The sequence below is a fragment of the Williamsia sp. Y844 genome (assembly GCF_056786475.1).
Genome location: NZ_JBXCJB010000004.1, coordinates 70,771 through 89,487 on the forward strand (window position 1 = coordinate 70,771; position 18,717 = coordinate 89,487).

Below are 18,717 nucleotides of genomic sequence, written 5' to 3' on the forward strand. Positions count from 1 at the left end.
AGCGTACCGCTACTGTTCGATTGTGAACGCTAACCCTTTCGGCGATTCCACCGAGACCGATGTCCTGGTCATCGGAGGTGGACAGGCGGGGCTGTCCGCCGGCTACTACCTGGGCAAGTTCGGCCTGCAGTCGCGGACGCTGATGGTCGATCACTCACCCGGCCCCGGCGGAGCATGGCAATTCCGCTGGCCGACACTGACTTTGGCCGGCGCCAACGGCGTGCACGACCTGCCCGGATTGGGCCTGTCAGAGGCGCTGGGCATGGAGTGCGATCAGTGGCCTGCGGCCACAGCGGTGCGGGATTACTTCACTCAATACGAGCAGAAGTTCGACCTCGACGTACACCGGCCGGTTGACGTCCGATCGGTGACACACCACGGCGAGGGATTTCGGGTCGCCACCGCCGACGGACACGAGATCTCCGCACGCACCATCATCAACGCCACCGGCACCTGGGACCGCCCGTTCGTTCCCTACGTCGCCGGCATCGAAACGTTCACCGGCACTCAACTGCACACACACGATTACCAAAGCCCCACCGACTTCGCAGGCAAGCGGGTCCTGGTGGTCGGAGCCGGTATATCCGCAGTTCAGCTCCTCATCGAGATCGCCCGCAACGCCGAGGAAGTCCAGACGTTCTGGTGCAGCCGCACCGAACCGCAGTTCAGCGATGCAGCGTTCTCCCCCGACCTCGGACGCGCCGCGGTGGCACGGGTCGAGGAGCGGGTCCGAGCCGGGTTGCCCCCGGGGTCCGTGGTCTCGGTGACCGGACTACCCGTCACCGATTCGATCCGAGCCGCACAGGCAGACGGGATCCTGGACTGGCGGCCGATGTTCACCCGCATCACGCCCGACGGGGTCTGCTGGGACTGCGCGAACGAAGGCGAGGCACTGCAGCATCTGGACGTGGACGTCATTCTCTGGTGCACCGGATTTCGCAGTGCACTCGACCATCTGGCACCCCTGCGTCTGCGGGCGCCCGGGGGTGGAATCGTCATGACGGGACGTCTGGCCACAGTGGTCAAAGCCTTGCCGCACCTGCAACTACTCGGCTACGGCCCATCGGCATCGACCATCGGCGCCAACCGGGCCGGACGCGAAGCAGCCCGGGTCGTACAAGAACTTCTCGGTTGATTCTGAACAACAAAACACATCCCAGTTTGACACTTTGTTGTGTTTTCACAACACTGTGACGGGTGAGCCCGGTCAAGAAGGCAGGACATCTGCCGATATACAACCGCATCGGCGTACTACGCGCCGAGCGGCGGATGTCTCGGGCACAGCTCGCTGAACTGGTGGGTGTCAACGTTCAATCCATCGGATCGCTCGAACGTGGTGACAACTACCCCAGCCTCGATCTGGCATTTCGCATCTGCGATGTCTTCCACCTTCCGGTGGAGGCGGTATTCAGCCGACACGAGTTCAGTGCGATGTCAGAACAGTTGTACCGCAACGACAATGGAGGGGCACGATGAACCATCCGAACTCCCCGATCCCGGAATCGGCGAAGCCCGGCTGGTGGCGTGGTTACGAGTCGTGGCAGGCCAAGAGTCATGAGAAGTTCCTGCGCCGCTGGGGCACCCGCTTTCCCCGCTGGCGCAATCGCCGCTCCGCCAGACGATTGGTCGTCGTGCTGATCGTCACCTGGATACTGGTACTCGCGTGCAGCATCGCCGCCTTTTTCACCAGTTGGTTCGGACTGCCGTACATAGTGCTGATCTGTTTTGTCTTCCTGCCGGTCTTGTACATCTTGCGTGCGATCACCTTGAACGTCAGCGATGCACCTGCAGGAGCGCTCGACGAAATCCAGCTGGCCACCCGCAACGCGGCGCGTTCGCTCGCATACACGGCGCTCTGGGTGACCATGTTCATCCCCTACCTGGTGCTGATCGTGGTCTCCATCGGCGACAGCGTGAGTGGCCAGGTGGTCTACGGCGCGGGCACCCTGCTCATCGTCCTACTGGTGGCCGGGACCTGCCTTCCCACCTGCCTGCTCGCGTGGTGGCTCAACGATCCCGACCCGGAGGACTACGCCGTCTACGATCTGCCGGACGACACGCAAGCACGCCGGCCCGAAGCCCGGAATGTCACCACCACAAAAGGATTGGATACATGACAGACCCGTTGATCGTCGACAGATTGACCAAGCGATACGGATCGCTCACCGCCCTGGACAACATGAGCTTCTCCGTGGCCCCCGGCGAGATCTTCGGCTTTGTCGGATCCAACGGTGCCGGTAAGTCGACCACAATGCGCATCATCCTCGGTGTCCTGTCCGCGGACTCAGGGCGTGTTCTGCTCGGCGACGCCCCCATCGACCTCGACACCAGGCGGCGCATCGGATACATGCCCGAAGAGCGAGGTCTCTACCCGAAGATGAAGGTGGGCAAACAACTTTCGTTCTTCGCCCAGCTGCACGGGCTGTCCCGCCGCGAGGCCGACAGGCAGGTCGGACGTTGGGTCGAGCGACTGGGTATCGCCGAGCGGATCAACGATGACGTCAACAACCTGAGTCTGGGCAACCAACAGCGCGTGCAGTTGGCTGCGGCGCTGGTCCACGACCCAGATGTACTTGTTCTCGACGAACCCTTCTCGGGCCTCGACCCGGTCGCCGTCGACGTGATGAGTGAGGTACTCGAAGAAAAGGCCGCACAAGGTGTTCCGGTCATCTTCTCGAGTCACCAACTCGAGCTCGTGCAACGACTCTGCGACCGGGTTGGCATCATCACCAAGGGCACGATGCGCGCGCTGGGCACTGTGGACGAACTGCGTTCGGTCGGAGACATCCGCCTCGATGTCGTTGCGCCGCAGGCTCCTCCCGGATGGGCCGACCGGATCCCAGGCGTGCAGAGCAGCAACCACAACGGCACCACAACCACTGTCACGATGACGCCTGAGAGCGACGAGCAGGCAGTGCTCACGACCGCATTGAGCACCGGCCCGGTGACACACTTTGCCGTCTCCAAACCCGACCTGACCGAACTGTTCCGAGAGGTGGTAAGCGCGTGACCACGAATAGTCCTCGTACAAATGGCAATTCAACGTCAGCGCACGCTCACCGACTCGGCGCCTGGCGCGCGATCCGGCTTGTCGCCGGCCGTGAGATCACCACACGCGCCGCAACCAAATCGTTCGTCATCACCAACGTTCTGCTGCTGGTGGTGATCGTGGCCGGCATCATCGTGCTCTCGATGTTCGCAGGCAACAGCAAACCCACGAAGGTGGGTCTTGTCGGCGACGACCCTGCCATCTCACAGACCATCGTGGCGATCGGCGACGCTTCCGGCGAGAAGATCGAGATCGTCCCAATCGACAGCCCTGACGACGCCCGCGCGCAGGCCGAAGACGGAGACGTGAAGGTCGCCCTGGTCCCCGGTTCGGGGAACAACTACGAGGCCATCACCAAAGACGATCTCGACGGCACCCTCGAAGGCGTCTTACGGACCGCAGTCAGCCAAGACGGGCTGAGTAAGGCTCTGGCACAGCAAGATGTCGACCTCTCCACCATCAGTGCCGACTCATCCCTAACGATCACTGAGACCAAACCGGCCAAACCCGATGAGGGACAACGTATCGCAGTAGCGCTGACCGGCATGTCGCTACTGATGTTCGCGGTACTGCAGGGCGGCGGCATGGTCGCAGGCGGAGTGGTCGAGGAAAAGACATCACGGGTCGTCGAGATCCTCCTGGCCACGATCAAGCCCCTGCATCTACTGTGGGGCAAGATCATCGGCATCGGGGCGATGGCCTTTGCGCAGGTGATCGTTCTCGGTGGAGCCGCGTTGATCACCGCGCTCGCTACAGGACTGCTCGACGTGCCCTCAGCTGCCGGGTCCATGTTTGTTGCGGTGCTCGTCTGGTTTGTCCTCGGATTCCTGTTCTTCGCCACGCTGTACGCCGCCACCGGCGCAGTGGTCTCGCGGCAGGAAGAACTCGGCTCGAGTTCGGCGCCGCTGACGATTCTCGCGATGGCGGTCATCTACGCGGCGATCTTCGGCATCAACGCCCTCGACAGCACGCTGATGCAGACCCTGGCCTGGATTCCACCGTTCTCGGCGTCCATCATGCCGATCCGCATAGCCACCGGGGATGCGTCGATGTTCCAGATCATCGGTAGCGCGGTCTTGATGATCATCGCCTGCGCGGTGGCCACCTGGTTTGCCGCCCGGATCTACCAGCGCAACGTCTTGCGCACCGGTGCGCGGGTCAAGTGGATCGAAGCGATCAAAGGCTGATCCCAACCCGAAAGCGGTGGGGTTCTGATGGACGTCACCCGGGCGAGTGCTCGCCAGAACCCACCACTTTCGGGGGTCGGCGGATGAGGTAGTCGCCCTCGTCCGGAGCGGTGAGCATCCGTGTCAATGTGGCGCGGTCGAAGGGCCACAGATCGATGGTCTCGTTGTCCGTGAAGTACCAGGAATTGCATCCGGTGTTCCAGACCGTGGGGCCCATCGCGTCCGCGACCTCCCGGTTGAACCGATCGGTGGCCGGCTCTGTGACTTCCACCGCGGTGATTTTGTTGTCCCTGAACTGCTCCAGCCATCGAGTGATGTAACGAGCGGTGAGTTCGGCCGTGTACTGCAGGGATATCGAGCCCGTTGGTGAGTTGGGGCCGAGCACGGTGAACAGATTGGGAAACCCCGGTATGGCGGTCATCCGGTACGCACGCGGGCCGTCGGCCCACGCTTCGTCCAGGGTGATGCCATCGCGGCCCTCGATGCGCATGGGCCGCATATAGTTGTGCGCCTTGAATCCCGTGGCGAGAACGATCACGTCTACATCGTGGTGTGTCCCGGATTCCATGAGGATTCCATCCGGCGTGATCTCTGCGATGGCGCCGGAGGCCAATTCCGTGTTGGCGGCGGTGATCGCCTTGTAGTAGCTGCCCGACAGGACCTGCCGTTTGCAGAGTGGTTGATAATCCGGGGTCAGGTCCTCGCGTAACGGCCGGTTGCCTACCTGCGCTCGCAGCGACCACCGGGCATAGGCCTGAACCAATCGGCGTCGCCACGACGGTTTGGTGACGATATCGGCCAGAATCCCTGAAGCCCAGAGCAATTGCCGATGGACGGAATCGTGGAATCTGGGGTATTTCGCCAAGACTGTCGCCAACGCCGCCGGCTGCGGTAATTGCATCGGCGCCCACAGGATCCATTGGGGTGAGCGGACGAAGTGGATCAGCCGGGCGGCAGAAGGCTGCAGGGCGGACACGATCTGCACGCCGGTGGATCCGGTACCGATCACCGCAATCGATCTGCCTGCGGTGACGAGGTCGTCATCCCAGCGCGCAGAATGTACGGTCGTACCCGAAAAAGACTGCAGCCCAGCAATATCCGGAACCGCAGGATGATGCAGGACCCCGGTGGCACAGATGACGAAGTCGGCGATCTCAGTCGCACCATCGCCGGTCGTGACGTGCCACCGCCCCTCGGACCCGTCGTAGCGGGCACCGACCACCTCGGTGCTCAACCGCAGGTACTTGTCCAGCCCGAAACGGTCGACGACGTCACGGTGATAGCGCTGGATCTCGTCCCCACCGGCCCATATCTGCGACCAGTCCGGATTGGGAGCGAACGAGAATTGGTAGATCTGCGACGGCACGTCGCAGGTCAGCCCCGGGTAGCGATTCCAATGCCAGACGCCACCGACGTCAGTGCCCTTCTCCAGGATCGTGAAATTGGTGAACCCGGCCTTTTGCAGGGTGTAGGCGGTCGCGATACCTGCGACCCCGGCACCGATGATCACCACGCGGGGGTCTCGCTTCGGGGCCGTCATGCGCGTATCTCCGCGTCGGCCAGGGCATGCCGCACGGTGAGGGCCGCGATCGCGCCGTCGACCGGCTGCGTTCTGTTCCTGGTCCCCATCAGTTCCCCCCGTGTACGAACGTGGTGAACTCTGCCGCACACCACTTCGAGTACCGAAGGTATTCAGATACTGTGAGTACGTCAATCACCTCGCACAGCCCGGCTAAGGTTCAACCATGCCGCGACTGACCCGCGCCGAACGACAGGCCCAGACTCGTACAGAGTTGGTCGCAGCCGCCCAAGGCCTGTTCCTGCACCGCGGCTATGCCGGTACCAGCGTTGACGATGTCGCAGAGGCCGCAGGCTACTCAAAGGGCGCCGTCTACTCGAACTTTCAGGACAAGCGTCACCTCTGCCGCGCGGTTCTCGATGCCATCCATCATGAGAAACTCGGAGAGATCGCAGACATCGCCGCCACAGACGTGGACGTCGACAAGCGAATCGACGCGCTGGGCACCTGGATCGAGAACACCGCAGGTGACGTCGGATGGACCATGCTCGAGATGGAATTCGCCGTCCTCTCCCGTAACGATCCCGAACTCGCCGCGATGGTGGTCACCCTCCGCAACGACGCCCAAGAGATGGTCACCGCCGTATTGAGGTCATTTCTTTCCGGCGTCGGAATCGGTGATACCGGCCTCGAACACCTCCCGGTCCCGCTGGACAGCATCGCGAACCTCTTGCTCAGTACCGGAATCGGACTCGGTATTCAGCGCGCTGTCGACCCTTCGGTGTCCGCGCAACCCGCTTCCGAAGCCATCCGCGGTGTGTTCTCCATCTTGACGGGCCTGGCTCCGATCCTCGAATCAGAACAGAAGTAACACGATCCGGCATCGGCGTTTCTCGAAGGCGCTGAACGAGGCATGAGCGCAGTAACGCCGACGTAATCCAGAAGAAACCCGAGCCGCCTACCGTCCCCGAATATGAGCCCTGCCGACTCCATGGGAGCAACACAGACGGACGCACAACCCTCCGTCACCGCCACGAAGAGCCGCCCTTTGGGGACCGGAATCGACATTTCGGGGCTGACCAAAGAGTTCAAGTCCAGTGGCCTACGCGGCGGGTCATCGGTGACCGCACTTCACCATGTGGACCTGCAAACCTCCGAGGGCGCGTTCCTCTCGTTGCTGGGCCCGTCGGGTTGTGGCAAGTCGACGGTTCTGCGAATCCTTGCCGGACTCGAGGAGTCCACCGCAGGCACTGCCCTGATGAACGGACTCTCGCCCAAAGAGCTCCAATCCCAGCACGAACTCGGTATCGCATTTCAGGATTCGGCACTGCTGCCGTGGCGCAGCGTGGAAGCGAACATCAAACTCCCTTTGCAGGTCGCAGGGATGCCTGTCGACAAAGGAGCCATCAACGACCTCATCGAGCTAGTCGGACTCAAGGGCTTCGAGAAGGCGAAACCGGCCACGCTGTCCGGCGGCATGCGTCAGCGTGTGTCGATCGCCCGCGCGCTGGTCGTGAAACCGACCGCACTACTCCTCGACGAACCGTTCGGCGCCCTCGATGACATGACCCGGCAACGACTCAACATCGAACTCCTGCGCATCTGGACCGAGAAGCCGGCGACCACGCTGATGGTGACCCACGGGATCGGCGAAGCGGTCTTCCTCTCCGACGTGGTGGCCGTGATGAGTCCGCGTCCGGGCACCATCCTCGAGACCGTCACGATCGACCTGCCACGTCCGCGGGTTCCGGACATGATGCGGACACCCGAGTTCCACGCCCTGCACGATCACCTCAGTGGTCTCCTGTTCGGCAGCAAGGGATCGGCGGGGGTGGCGTGAGCACCCTGACAGCGCAGAACCGTTCCGCGGGAGCACAGTTCGCCGACCGCGCGCAGCTCGCCGGAAAACGTTGGGGTGCAGGCGTGATCGGCATCATCGCGGTGTTGCTCATCTGGTCGATGGCCGGGCACTTCGAGTGGTTCAAGGGCACCATCCCCACTCCCTGGGCCGTGATCGAAAAGATCAACGACAAGGGTTTGGACTACTACGTCAACAACTTCGGCCCGACCATCGAACTGTCGTTACGAGGCTTCATGTGGGGCAATGTACTGGCCATCGGCCTGGCATTGCTGGTGGTCGTCATCCCGCTGATCGAGGGCGTGGCAACCCAATTGGCGATCATCAGCTACTGCACACCGATCATCGCGGTGGCACCCATCGTCCAGGTGGCGTTTGCCGAGGTGCAGACGATGATCGTCTTCCTGGCCGCCATCTCGGTGTTCTTCACGACGATGATCGGCACGCTATCCGGACTGCGATCACCCCATCAGGCCAGCCTCGATCTGGTCAAGGTGTACGGCGGCGGCACCATCGCCCAACTCGTCCGGGTCCGGATCGTCTCCGCGCTTCCATCGACTTTTGCCGCATTGAAGATCGCCGCTCCCGCCGCCGTGCTCGGCGCCGTGCTCGGCGAGTTCCTGGCCATGCCCGAAAAGGGTGCCGGCCCTGCGCTGATCATCTCCCAGCAGGCCGGTGACATCCCGGCGGTATGGGCGATCGCACTGCTCACCGGCGCGATCGCCGGCATCGGCTACGCCATCGTCGCCGTCATCTCGGTATACGTCACCCGCTACAGCACCGGAATGGCAGGGACCAAATGACCGCCACCACAACAGCTCCCCCGTCGGCACCGGTCCCCGCCGACGCTGCGGCACGGGCGAACTCGGGCAACGCCAAGGCGATCACGTGGGAGATCGGAAAGTTCATCGGCTCGCTGGTGATCTCGTTCATCCTGATCCTGGTGATCTGGTGGCTGTTCCTGCTGGCCTTCCCCGACATCGGACCGATCATCGGCAAAACCCCGATCGATGTCTTCCACTACCTGTTCACCGAACCGACCTCGGCGACCGACCGCGCCGAGATCATGGACAACCTGTGGATCACGTTGAAAGACGCAGGAATCGGCTTCGTCTGCGGCATGAGTGCGGCGATCATCGCTGCCGCCCTGTTCGTGATGTTCCGGCCCGTCGCCCAAACGTTCATGCCCATCGCCATGCTGTTGCGGTCGGTACCCCTGGTGGCGATGACCCCGCTGATCACGCTGGTGGTCGGGCGCGGAGTGGCAGTGGTTGCGGTGATGGGCGGCGTCGTGGTCTTCTTCCCCGCACTGGTGATGATCATGACCGGCCTGGCCAACGCACCTCGCCAGATCAACGACGTGATCATCGCTTACGGGGGAACGCGTTTGACCGCGATGCGGATGGCGTCGCTGCCCTCAGCGGTACCGGCACTGTTCGCCGCTGCGAAGGTCTCGGTGCCCGGCGCCATGATCGGTGCCACCGTGGCCGAGTGGCTGGGCACCAACAAGGGCCTCGGCGCGACGCTGCAGCAAGCGCTGCCTGCGGCCGCCTACAACGAGCTATGGGCATCGGTCCTGGTCATCACGGTCGCGTCGATTGTGTTGTACGCACTGGTCGGTGTCGCCGAAAAACTCGTCCTCGCGCAGATGGGCACCAAGACAACCTGACATCAGTTCGGGCAAAGCTCCTTCGTAACAATCTAATTCGCGCCGGAAATACTGCGGAAACCGAACCGCCCTAACGTCAGCGTCGAGCAATCACAACCAAGGAGTCAACACATGGCCTACACGTTCGACCGCCGATCGTTTCTTCGGTACTCCATGATCGCCGGCGGCGCTGTGGGCAGTGCCAGCGTGCTGGCCGCCTGCAGCTCCGGCGGCAGTGACAGCAACGGAAGCAGCACCACCAACCCCAAAGTCCAGCTGTCGTGGCAGAAGAACATCGAGTTCGCCGGTGAGTACTTCGCAATCGAGAACGGCTACTACGAGGCAGCCGGACTCGGGACGCCAGAACTGATCACCGGCGGCGGCCCGGGTACCGGCATCGAGACCGGACTGACGGCCAACAAGGTGTGGATCGGTATGTCCTCACCGCAGTTGACCGCACCGGTGGTGCTCCAAGGTGCCAAGCTCAAGTCCATCGCCGCAACGTTCCAGAAGAACCCCTTCTGCATCGTGTCGAGTGAGAAGACGCCCATTCTGTCGCCGGAAGACATGAAGGGCAAGAAGATCGGCGTGCAGGCCTCCAACGAGAACGTCTTCAAAGCACTGCTCACCGCCAACGGGATGACCGAGTCCGATGTCCAGAAGATCACCGTCCAGTACGACCCCACGCCACTGACCACCGGTGAGGTGGACGGCTGGGTCTCGTATGTGACCAACGAACCGATCACGTTGGCTGCGGGTGGCTTCCCGAACTCCAACTTCCTGTTCGCGGACTTCAATCTGCCGCTCGTCGCGGAAACGCTTGTGGTGCGCCAGGAAACAATCGACAACGAGCGCGACAAGCTCAAGGCCTTCCTCAAAGCCGATATCCAGGGTTGGTACGACGCAGTTGCCGACCCGGCAAAATCTGCCGAGCTGGCAGTGACCAAGTACGGCAAGGACCTCGGACTCGAGGTCGCTGAGCAGACCCTGGAAGCGCAGGCCCAGAATCTGCTGATCGTCTCCGACGAGACCAAAGTCAATGGCCTGCTCACCATTTCCCCGGCAATGATCGATCTCAACATCGAGGCACTGGCCAAGGCCGGGTACGACGTCAGCGCCGACCAGATGTTCGACATGTCGCTCATCACCGAGGTCTACGCGGAGAGCCCGGACCTCAACAAGCGGGTCTGACAACACCACAGCACCGACATCGCCGGCGCGCCCAGATATTCGGGTGCACCGGCGATCTCGTGTTCAGCCTCTGCCGGGTTGATAGGTTCTGTGCATGCCCATTCGCGAAGAAGTCCACGGACGAACGCTGATCGTTCACCTCGAGCGCGAAGAGAAGCGAAACGCGATCAATGTCGAGATGGCGCTCGGAATCAGTGCAGCCCTCGACCGTCTCGACGATGACCACGACTTGTGGACCGGGATCATCACCGGCACCCCCAAGGTCTTCTGTGCGGGTACCGATCTGCGCGAGGGCGTCGGCGCCCACACCGACCGCGGCGGCGAGTACGGCGTGATCAGACGCAAACGGATCAAGCCATTGATCGCGGCCGTCGAAGGTCCGTGCATGGGCGGCGGTCTGGAGATCGCGCTGGCGTGTGACCTCATCGTCGCTGCGACCACCGCAAAGATGGCACTACCGGAAAGTCGTCGCGGGCTGGTTGCGACGTCGGGTGCGCTGTTCCGGGTCACCCGGGCACTGCCACCGAACATCGCCAAGCAGTTGCTGATCACCGGCACCGGATTGACCGCGCAGCGGGCTTTCGATCTGGGTCTGGTCAACATCGTCAGCGAGCCCGGGCAGGCTCTGACCGATGCGCTGACCCTGGCCGACGACATCAACGCGTCCGGGCCGGTTGCGGTGCGGGCGACCCTTGCAGCATTGGCCGAACTGAACACCGGCGCCGATGCCGCGGGGTGGCAGGCCACCGAGCGCGCCAAAAAGACCATCGTCGCCTCCGATGACATGCGCGAAGGCGTCGAGGCGTTCTTCAGCAGGCGCCTTCCCGAATGGAAAGCGCGCTAGCCGATTTCCCGTCGGTTCAGGGGAGGCTCTTGTAGCGGTCGAGTGCCACTTGGCGCTGCAGTTTGTGGTCGACGATCGGCTCGGGATAGTCGTCGGGACGTAGCGCGCCGGGCTCATGGACCGCGGCTCCGCTGATCCCTCGTAGTTCCGGAATCCAGCGCCGCACGTAGTCCCCCGACGGGTCGAATTTCTTGCCTTGCGTGGTCGGATTGAACACGCGGAAGTACGGGGCAGCATCGGTGCCGCACCCCGCCACCCATTGCCAGCCATGCTGATTGCTGGCCATGTCACCGTCGACGAGCTGTTCGAGGAACCAGGCGGCGCCGCGTTGCCAGGGCAGATGGAGGTCCTTGACCAGAAACGATCCGACAATCATCCGGACCCGGTTGTGCATGAAACCGCTACCCAGCAGCTGCCGCATTCCGGCATCGACGATCGGGAATCCGGTCTTGCCCTCGCTCCACGCGGCGAAATCCGCGTCGGCGTCAGCGCCCGAATCATGTTCCATCGCATCGAATTTCTTGTTCAGATTCCACCAGCTGCTGTCCGGACGCTGATGCAGTACGTCGGCATAGAAGTCACGAAAGGCCAGTTCGCGAACGTATGCCGCGCGGCCCTCGCCTTCGCGTGCGTCGAGGTCGGCGAGCATCGCGCGTGGATGGATGTTGCCGAACTTCAGATACGCCGACATCCGACTGGTCGATGCCAGGTCCGGCCGGTCGCGGTGGGTGCTGTAGTCCACGATGTCGTCGGCCATGAACTCCGCGAAGCGCTCGTATGCGGCTCGTTCACCGGCGGGAAAGTCCAACTCGGCCTGGGCTTTCGGTATCTTGATCCCACGAACTCCGGACACGTCGTCCGGGTTGATCCACGTTGCACTGCCGACGCCGCTATCTGCCGGTGCGCGCCAACCGTGATCGCGCCACCGCCGAAAGTACGGCGTGAACACCCGATAGGGCTCGCCATCGTCTTTCAGGACTCGCCCGGGAGCCACCGCGTACGGTGAGCCTTCCGCCCGCATCGGTATGTCCCCCAATGCCGTTCGAACCCTGTCGTCACGCCGGATACCGTACGGCGCGAAGTCGGCACTGACATGCACGGCCTCCGCGTCGATCGACCGGGCAATCTTCGGAATCACCGTCTCCGGGGCGCCTCGCACGACCAGCACCGAACCGTCGAGCTGATCGTGGATGTCGCGCAACGAATCGTAGAGAAACGACAGCCGGCGCTCACCCGACGACGCCTCGAGCGTCGGGTCGAGCACAAAGCAGGCCAGCACTTCCCGCCCCTGCGCGGCCAGCAGCGGTGGTAGGTCACTCAGCCGCAGGTCCCGACGCAGCCACAGCACAATCGGTTGCTCGCTCATCCCTCCATCGTGCACGTTGCGTGCGCTCGACGCGTCAGTGGTGGGAGTGGTTCGGCGGACGCAGCAGTAGATCGATCACCAACGCCGTCCACCCGGTCTGGTGGGTGGCTCCGAGGCCGGCACCGTTGTCGCCGTGAAAATACTCGCTGAACTGCAGGTTGTCTTTCCAGGCCGGATCGCTCTGGAAGATCTCCGTCCCGCCGTAGACCGGACGCCTGCCGTTCGCGTCGGGCAACCAGATGGCGATCAGACGTTCGGCCATCTCGTGGGCGATCTCGAAGAAGGTGTGTTCGGTATCGCTCCCGGTGGGAAACGGAATCCTGGTTTCTTCCCCGAAGAACCGTCCGTACTGCACCAACGCGCGGATCGCCAGATAGTTGACCGGGAACCACACCGGTCCACGCCAGTTCGAATTGCCGCCATACATCGCGGTCCGCGACTCCGCCGGCTCGTAGTCGATGATCGCCCCGTCCGCATTCGGTAGTTCGTAGGGCACGGAGTATGCCTTCGACAACGACCGCAGCCCATACGGCGAGAGCAATGCGTCCTCGTCGAAGACCGTGTTCAGAAGTCGGCGCAACTGATCGGCGTTGAGCACGGAGAGCAGAACCTTGGTGTTCCCCGTCCCGTCCGACCGAATCCGCCAGGATCGACGGTTCTGCGCCTCCACATCACTGAATCGGCGCCGAAAACGTTTGCGGAGTCGTTGGGCACGGCTGGCGTCGTCGATCGAGACCGTCGCCGCGGCCAGGGCCGGGATCACCCCGACCAGCGACTTCACCTTGATGGCCGAACAGTTTCCGGTGGCGTCGGTGAGGCGATCGTAGAAGAAACCGTCCTCCTGGTCGTACAAGCCCGACCGGTCAAGTGCCTCCCCGATCAATGCGAACTGTTCGAGGAACTTGGTGACCATGTCCTCATAGACCGGATCGAAGTCGGCGAGATGCTGGGCGATGCCAAGCATCGCACTCGAGTAATACGCCATCCAGCCGGTGCCATCGGATTGTTCCAGCGTGCTGCCGGGCGGCAGATGGGATCGGTCAACCGGACTGATGTTGTCCAAGCCGAGGAATCCCCCGCCGAAGATGTTGTTGCCCTCGGGATCTTCCCGGTTGAGCCACCAGGTGAAGTTGAGCAACAACTTCTGGAAGACGCGTTCGAGGAATTGAACATCTTTGGCACCGTCGATGACGAAGACCCGGAGCGCGGCCAACGCATGAACCGGCGGGTTCACATCGTCGAAGCTCCATTCATATGCCGGCAGTGCGCCGTTGGGGTGCTGGAACCATTCGCGCAGCAACACAACCAGCTGGTACTTCGCGAAAGCCGGGTCCAGATGGGACCAGGGAACCGCGTGGAATGCCAAGTCCCAGGCGGCAAACCAGGGGTATTCCCAGGGGTCGGGCATGGCCAGGATGTCGTTGGCGTCGAGGTGACACCATCCGGTGTTGCGGCCGGTCCGATGCCCTGGCGGTGGCGACGGCTGCGCGGAATCTCCGTCGAGCCACCGACTCACGTCGTAGGAGTACATCTGCTTACTCCAGATCAGGCCGGCACTGGCCTGGGTGAGGATGCGCATGCGTTCGGTGTCGATGTCGGCGGGCGCCAGCGCGGTGTAGAACTCATCGGCCTCCCGCTGTCGATCGGCAAATGTGTCAACGAAGAACGAGCCGGACCAATCAGCCTTGCTCACAGCCGATTCGGCATCTGCGAGCCGAAGGCGCAACTGGACGCTCTGCCCCGCCGGTACAGACAGCCGATACCGCCACGACACCTTCGTCCCGCGCTGATCCGGATTCACGGTGTCAGCACCGGCGACGACGTGGTCGTTGATCCCGTCTTTGGGATACGCCGTGATCGGCTCGCCACCGAAGATCTTCGGGATATTGGTTTCGTTGTTGCAGAACAACACCTGCGGTTCGGTACCGTCGCCGGCGAGCGCGGCCTGCAGCCGATAGCCGCCGAGCCGATGATGTTCCAGCACCACCGCACCGTCCTGCATCGCCAGATCCGGCAGGTCACCGTTGCCGTCCGGACTCCAGGTGTTGCGAAACCAGCCGGTGGGCAATACGTCGATGGTCTGTTCGTCGGGTCCGTTGTTGGTGATTTCGATCCGCATCATCAGGTCCGTGGGACTCGCCTTGGCATAGGTGACATCGACGATCCAAAACCGGTTGTCATCAAAGACACCGGTGTCGAGGAGTTCGTATTCGAACTCCTCCCGACCACGCCGGGCGTTCTCGTCGATCAGATCCTGATAGGGAAACGCGGCCTGCGGATAGTGGTAACGCCATTGCAGCAGTGCATGACTCGGCAATCCCTGCAGATACCACCAGTATTCTTTGACGTCTTCACCGTGGTTGCCCTGCGGTCCGGTGAGACCGAACATCCGCTCCTTGAGGATCGGGTCGGCACCGTTCCACAGCGCGAGCGCCAGGCAGAACTCGTGGCCGATGTCCGAGACGCCTGCCATGCCGTCTTCATTCCACCGATAGGCACGCGATCGGGCATGTTCATGCGGAAAGTACGACCAGGCGTCGCCGTTGTCGCTGTAGTCCTCCCGGACTGTGCCCCAGGCTCTCTCCGAGAGATACGGACCCCACTCGTACCACGGGTTCGCCTCGTGTAAGCCGTCTTCGAGCCGACCGGTCGCCTCTGCGAGTCGATCGTGTTCACGCGTTCCGCCGGGCGGCTGGCGATGCTCCATCACGAACGCTCCTCGGTCACAGGTTCGATCCGAAAAAGGTGCCAGAGCCACGGATCGAGCTCGACGAACAATCCATCACTCAGGTCGTCACCGCTGCGCAGATACTCGATGTCCCGGGTGTTGTCGACCAGCCGGAACTGACTGCCGCGCAGATCATCCCAGTGGGTCGCCACCTTGCCGGTGGCCGGTTTGTCGCCGACGTTGACCACCACCAGCCATCGACTCTGGCCACTGCGGGTCCACGCCAGCAGATCCCCGAAGGAATCATTACCCTCCCACCCGGCCACGGCACACGGCGCCAGGTCGCCGGTGCGCCAAACCTTCTCCCGCAGCGACCTGAGCAAGGAGTGATAGAACTCGGCCAGATCCTTGTTCGGCTCTACAACCGGGCCTCGACCGAGTTGCACCGGCAACCGCGTGGCCGCACCGGAGAGTTGGCCGTCGTAGATCAGCTTGGCGCCGAGCGCAGTGAATGTCGCCACGGCCACTGCCTTTTCTTCGTCCACACCAAAGGTTGCCGCGGCGCGCGGTTCGTCATGATTCTCCAGGAACCGGAGTAGCCCGCGCTGATAGCCGGTATCGGCGAGGAGTTGTTGCCGAACAGCTTCAGCGCCGTCGTGTTCGGCGACAGCATCGTAGAGACGCTTGTCGTAGCAGTAGTCGAATCCCTGCTCCTGAAGCTGAGATTCGAGGTCCCAGTAGGCCTCCGCGATGAACGTGAAGTCCGGATGAACCCGGCGCACCGCGGCGATCGTCGTCGTCCAGTATTCGTCGCCAGGCGGGTCGCCCGCGCGCTCACCCCAGGTCCGGGTCACCACATCGTCAAGCGGCAGCATCGCCATATCGCAGCGGACTCCGTCGCATTGCTCGGCGATCGACATCAAGGTCGAAACGGTCTGAGCCCGTAGTTCCGGAGAAAATGTGTTGAGTTGCAACACATCACGCCAGGCCGGAAAGTATGGATCCCGTCCGTTCGCGAAAATCGTTCCATCGACCTCCACGAACGACGTCGGATCATCACGTAGGTCGTCCTCGGTGCCGGTGATGAAATAGTCGGGATTGCTGTGGGCCCAGGGATGATCGGATGCGACGTGATTCGGGACGAAGTCGAGAATCAGGGATAGACCCCGCTTGGCCAGCGCGCGCCGGGCTGCGGCCAGACCTTCTGCTCCGCCCAGGCGGTCATCAACTCGATAGTCACGGATGCAATAGGCGGATCCGACGACGTCATCGGCGGTGAAGTCCGGGAGGACATCCTCGAAGGTCTGCACGAGCGCTGCGTCCGCCAGTGCGATGGAACGACCGGCCGGGCTACGCTGCCACACCCCCATCAGCCACACCGCATCGAAGCCCAGGTCGGCGATCGTGTCCCATACGTCGTGGGGTACGCCTGCCAGGTCGGTGCCGAGATTCTCCAACCACGGCCACGTATTGATCTCGTAGATGAAGGGCTGTGCGATCACTGTGCCTACCTATCCGCGGTGACGAGGCATCGTGCAGGGGTTCGGTCGAAAGTACAGGTGTAGCAAGTGCTGCAGACAAGAGAAAACCCTGCACGTGAACCGTGCAGGGTTTTCAGAAGAACAGTTGGGTAACGGGTTAGCCGACACCCAGCAAGTCGATCACGAAAATCAAGGTCTTGCCCGACAACCGGTGGCCGGCACCTTCGGGGCCGTACGCCAGCAGCGGCGGGACGATGAGCTGACGGCGTCCGCCGACCTTCATGCCCGGAATGCCTTCTTGCCAGCCCGGGATCAACCGGTCGAGCGGGAAGTTCGCGGACTGACCGCGGTTCCAGGATGAGTCGAACTCGTCGCCCGTCTCGTATTCGACACCGACATAGTGCACGTCGACAACGCCACCGGCGACAGCCTCGGGGCCGTCTCCGATCACCAGGTCGGTGGTCACCAGTTCGGCGGGTGCGGGGCCTTCCGGCATTTCAATCTCAGGTTTACTCATGGCTCAACGCTGATCCATCTTCAAGTAGTCACGTTCGGTGTATCCGGTGTAGATCTGCCGCGGACGGCCGATCTTTCCGGTCGGGTCGGCGTTCATTTCACGCCAGTGTGCGATCCATCCGGGCAAACGGCCCAGAGCGAACAGCACGGTGAACATCCGGGTCGGGAACCCCATCGCACGGTAAATCAAACCCGTGTAGAAGTCCACGTTCGGGTACAGCTTGCGGGAGATGAAGTAGTCGTCCGAGAGGGCGACCTCTTCCAGACCCTTTGCGATGTCCAACAGGTCGTCGTTGACGCCGAGGAGCTGCAGGATCTGGTCCGCGGTCTCTTTGACGATCGCGGCGCGCGGGTCGTAGTTCTTGTAGACGCGGTGTCCGAAGCCCATGAGCTTGACGCCGTCTTCTTTGTTCTTGACCTTGTTCATGAACGCCTTGGTGTCGCCACCGGACGCCTTGATCTCGTCGAGCATCTCCAGGACCGCCTGGTTGGCGCCACCGTGGAGCGGGCCCCACAGCGCGTTGATGCCGCCCGAGATCGACGTGAACAGGTTGGCCTGCGACGACCCGACCAGACGCACGGTCGACGTCGAACAGTTCTGTTCGTGATCGGCATGCAGGATGAAGAGCATATCGAGGGCTTTGACGATGTCCGGGTTGACCACGTAGGGCTCGGCGGGCAGGCCGAAGGTCATCCGCAGGAAGTTCTCGACCAGGCTCAGCGAGTTGTCCGGGTACAGGAACGGCTGGCCGACCGACTTCTTGTAGGCGTAGGCCGCGATGGTCGGCAGCTTGGCCAGCAGACGGACCGTCGAGAGTTCGACCTGCTCGGGATCCTTCGGATCCAGCGAGTCCTGGTAGTACGCGCTCAAGGCGTTGACGGCGCTCGACAGGACGGGCATCGGGTGCGCGTTGCGCGGGAAGCCGTCGAAGAAGCGCTTGAGGTCTTCGTGCAGCAGGGTGTGCCGGCTGATCTTGTTGGTGAAGCCGTCGAGCTCGGTCGGCGTCGGGAGCTCACCGTTGATCAGCAGGTAGCTGACCTCCATGAAACTCGAACCCTTTGCGAGCTGCTCGATCGGATACCCCCGGTAACGCAGGATTCCGGCATCGCCATCGATATAAGTGATCGCGGACTTTGTCGAAGCGGTGTTGACAAACCCGCCGTCGAAGGTGGTGAGCCCGGTGTCGGAAAGGAATTTGCCCAACCCGACCCCGTCACTGCCTTCGGTGGCCTTGACGATGGGAAGTTTGATCTCTCCGCCCGGATAGCTGAACGTGGCGTTTGCCTCCGCTGCGGCTCCATTGGCGGACACTGTTTCGGCGGACACTGGGTCTTCCCCTTTTCGACGGGCTGACCGGTCTTGTGGACCGGATACAGATGTTTTGAATCC

General features: G+C 62.5%; 17 protein-coding genes. 11 read left to right on the forward strand and 6 right to left on the reverse strand.

Annotated elements, in window-relative coordinates:
• The first annotated feature begins 22 nt into the window (after nucleotides 1-22).
• The 5 genes from AC1TQG_RS21515 (at nucleotide 23) to AC1TQG_RS21535 (ending at nucleotide 4,236) form a co-directional block, all read left to right on the forward strand.
• A complete protein-coding gene (locus tag AC1TQG_RS21515; protein ID WP_482140072.1) occupies nucleotides 23-1,135 on the forward strand; it encodes an NAD(P)-binding domain-containing protein in 1,113 nt (370 codons plus the stop codon).
• Between the two features lie 62 nt (nucleotides 1,136-1,197).
• Nucleotides 1,198-1,476, forward strand: a complete 279-nt coding sequence (locus AC1TQG_RS21520; RefSeq protein WP_482140074.1) for a helix-turn-helix transcriptional regulator — start codon at nucleotides 1,198-1,200, stop codon at nucleotides 1,474-1,476.
• A complete protein-coding gene (locus tag AC1TQG_RS21525) occupies nucleotides 1,473-2,117 on the forward strand; it encodes a hypothetical protein (protein ID WP_482140076.1) in 645 nt (214 codons plus the stop codon). Before AC1TQG_RS21520 ends, AC1TQG_RS21525 begins: the two co-directional genes overlap by 4 nt.
• Nucleotides 2,114-3,010 carry an ABC transporter ATP-binding protein gene (locus AC1TQG_RS21530; RefSeq protein ID WP_482140078.1) on the forward strand — a complete coding sequence of 299 codons (897 nt, stop codon included), beginning with the start codon at nucleotides 2,114-2,116 and terminating at the stop codon, nucleotides 3,008-3,010. The genes AC1TQG_RS21525 and AC1TQG_RS21530 overlap by 4 nt, the downstream gene beginning before the upstream one ends.
• Nucleotides 3,007-4,236, forward strand: coding sequence for an ABC transporter permease (locus tag AC1TQG_RS21535; RefSeq protein ID WP_482140080.1), 1,230 nt, complete (start codon nucleotides 3,007-3,009; stop codon nucleotides 4,234-4,236). The genes AC1TQG_RS21530 and AC1TQG_RS21535 overlap by 4 nt, the downstream gene beginning before the upstream one ends.
• A gap of 34 nt (nucleotides 4,237-4,270) precedes the next feature.
• Here AC1TQG_RS21535 and AC1TQG_RS21540 read toward each other — a convergent pair whose 3' ends face one another.
• Nucleotides 4,271-5,776 carry a flavin-containing monooxygenase gene (locus tag AC1TQG_RS21540; RefSeq protein ID WP_482140082.1) on the reverse strand — a complete coding sequence of 502 codons (1,506 nt, stop codon included), beginning with the start codon at nucleotides 5,774-5,776 and terminating at the stop codon, nucleotides 4,271-4,273.
• 205 nt (nucleotides 5,777-5,981) lie between these two features.
• On the opposite strand from AC1TQG_RS21540, the gene AC1TQG_RS21545 reads away from it, so the two are divergent.
• From AC1TQG_RS21545 to AC1TQG_RS21570, 6 genes are all read left to right on the forward strand, one after another.
• Nucleotides 5,982-6,626: a TetR/AcrR family transcriptional regulator gene (locus AC1TQG_RS21545; RefSeq protein ID WP_482140084.1), complete on the forward strand. Its 645-nt coding sequence runs from the start codon at nucleotides 5,982-5,984 to the stop codon at nucleotides 6,624-6,626.
• 120 nt (nucleotides 6,627-6,746) lie between these two features.
• Nucleotides 6,747-7,595, forward strand: coding sequence for an ABC transporter ATP-binding protein (locus AC1TQG_RS21550; RefSeq protein WP_482141403.1), 849 nt, complete (start codon nucleotides 6,747-6,749; stop codon nucleotides 7,593-7,595).
• 119 nt (nucleotides 7,596-7,714) lie between these two features.
• Complete coding sequence (locus AC1TQG_RS21555; RefSeq protein WP_482141405.1) at nucleotides 7,715-8,416, forward strand: ABC transporter permease; 702 nt, start codon at nucleotides 7,715-7,717, stop codon at nucleotides 8,414-8,416.
• Nucleotides 8,413-9,282 carry an ABC transporter permease gene (locus tag AC1TQG_RS21560; protein WP_482140086.1) on the forward strand — a complete coding sequence of 290 codons (870 nt, stop codon included), beginning with the start codon at nucleotides 8,413-8,415 and terminating at the stop codon, nucleotides 9,280-9,282. The genes AC1TQG_RS21555 and AC1TQG_RS21560 overlap by 4 nt, the downstream gene beginning before the upstream one ends.
• 111 nt (nucleotides 9,283-9,393) lie before the next feature.
• Entirely contained in the window at nucleotides 9,394-10,452 is a 1,059-nt protein-coding gene (locus tag AC1TQG_RS21565; protein WP_482140088.1) for an ABC transporter substrate-binding protein, read from the forward strand.
• Between the two features lie 94 nt (nucleotides 10,453-10,546).
• Entirely contained in the window at nucleotides 10,547-11,296 is a 750-nt protein-coding gene (locus tag AC1TQG_RS21570) for an enoyl-CoA hydratase-related protein (protein WP_482140090.1), read from the forward strand.
• A gap of 16 nt (nucleotides 11,297-11,312) precedes the next feature.
• Here the strand turns inward: AC1TQG_RS21570 and AC1TQG_RS21575 are convergent, their stop codons facing one another.
• From AC1TQG_RS21575 to AC1TQG_RS21595, 5 genes are all read right to left on the reverse strand, one after another.
• Nucleotides 11,313-12,662 (reverse strand): cryptochrome/photolyase family protein, encoded by a 1,350-nt coding sequence (locus AC1TQG_RS21575; RefSeq protein ID WP_482140092.1) that lies wholly within the window; start codon nucleotides 12,660-12,662, stop codon nucleotides 11,313-11,315.
• Between the two features lie 34 nt (nucleotides 12,663-12,696).
• The gene (locus AC1TQG_RS21580; protein WP_482140094.1) at nucleotides 12,697-15,369 is read right to left on the reverse strand and encodes an MGH1-like glycoside hydrolase domain-containing protein; all 2,673 of its coding nucleotides are present in this window, start codon (nucleotides 15,367-15,369) and stop codon (nucleotides 12,697-12,699) included.
• Nucleotides 15,369-16,832 (reverse strand): alpha-amylase family glycosyl hydrolase, encoded by a 1,464-nt coding sequence (locus AC1TQG_RS21585; protein WP_482140096.1) that lies wholly within the window; start codon nucleotides 16,830-16,832, stop codon nucleotides 15,369-15,371. The genes AC1TQG_RS21580 and AC1TQG_RS21585 overlap by 1 nt, the downstream gene beginning before the upstream one ends.
• Before the next feature lie 136 nt (nucleotides 16,833-16,968).
• The gene (locus AC1TQG_RS21590; protein ID WP_482140098.1) at nucleotides 16,969-17,328 is read right to left on the reverse strand and encodes an FKBP-type peptidyl-prolyl cis-trans isomerase; all 360 of its coding nucleotides are present in this window, start codon (nucleotides 17,326-17,328) and stop codon (nucleotides 16,969-16,971) included.
• Between the two features lie 3 nt (nucleotides 17,329-17,331).
• Nucleotides 17,332-18,654, reverse strand: a complete 1,323-nt coding sequence (locus AC1TQG_RS21595; RefSeq protein ID WP_482140100.1) for a citrate synthase — start codon at nucleotides 18,652-18,654, stop codon at nucleotides 17,332-17,334.
• Nucleotides 18,655-18,717: the final 63 nt, after the last annotated feature.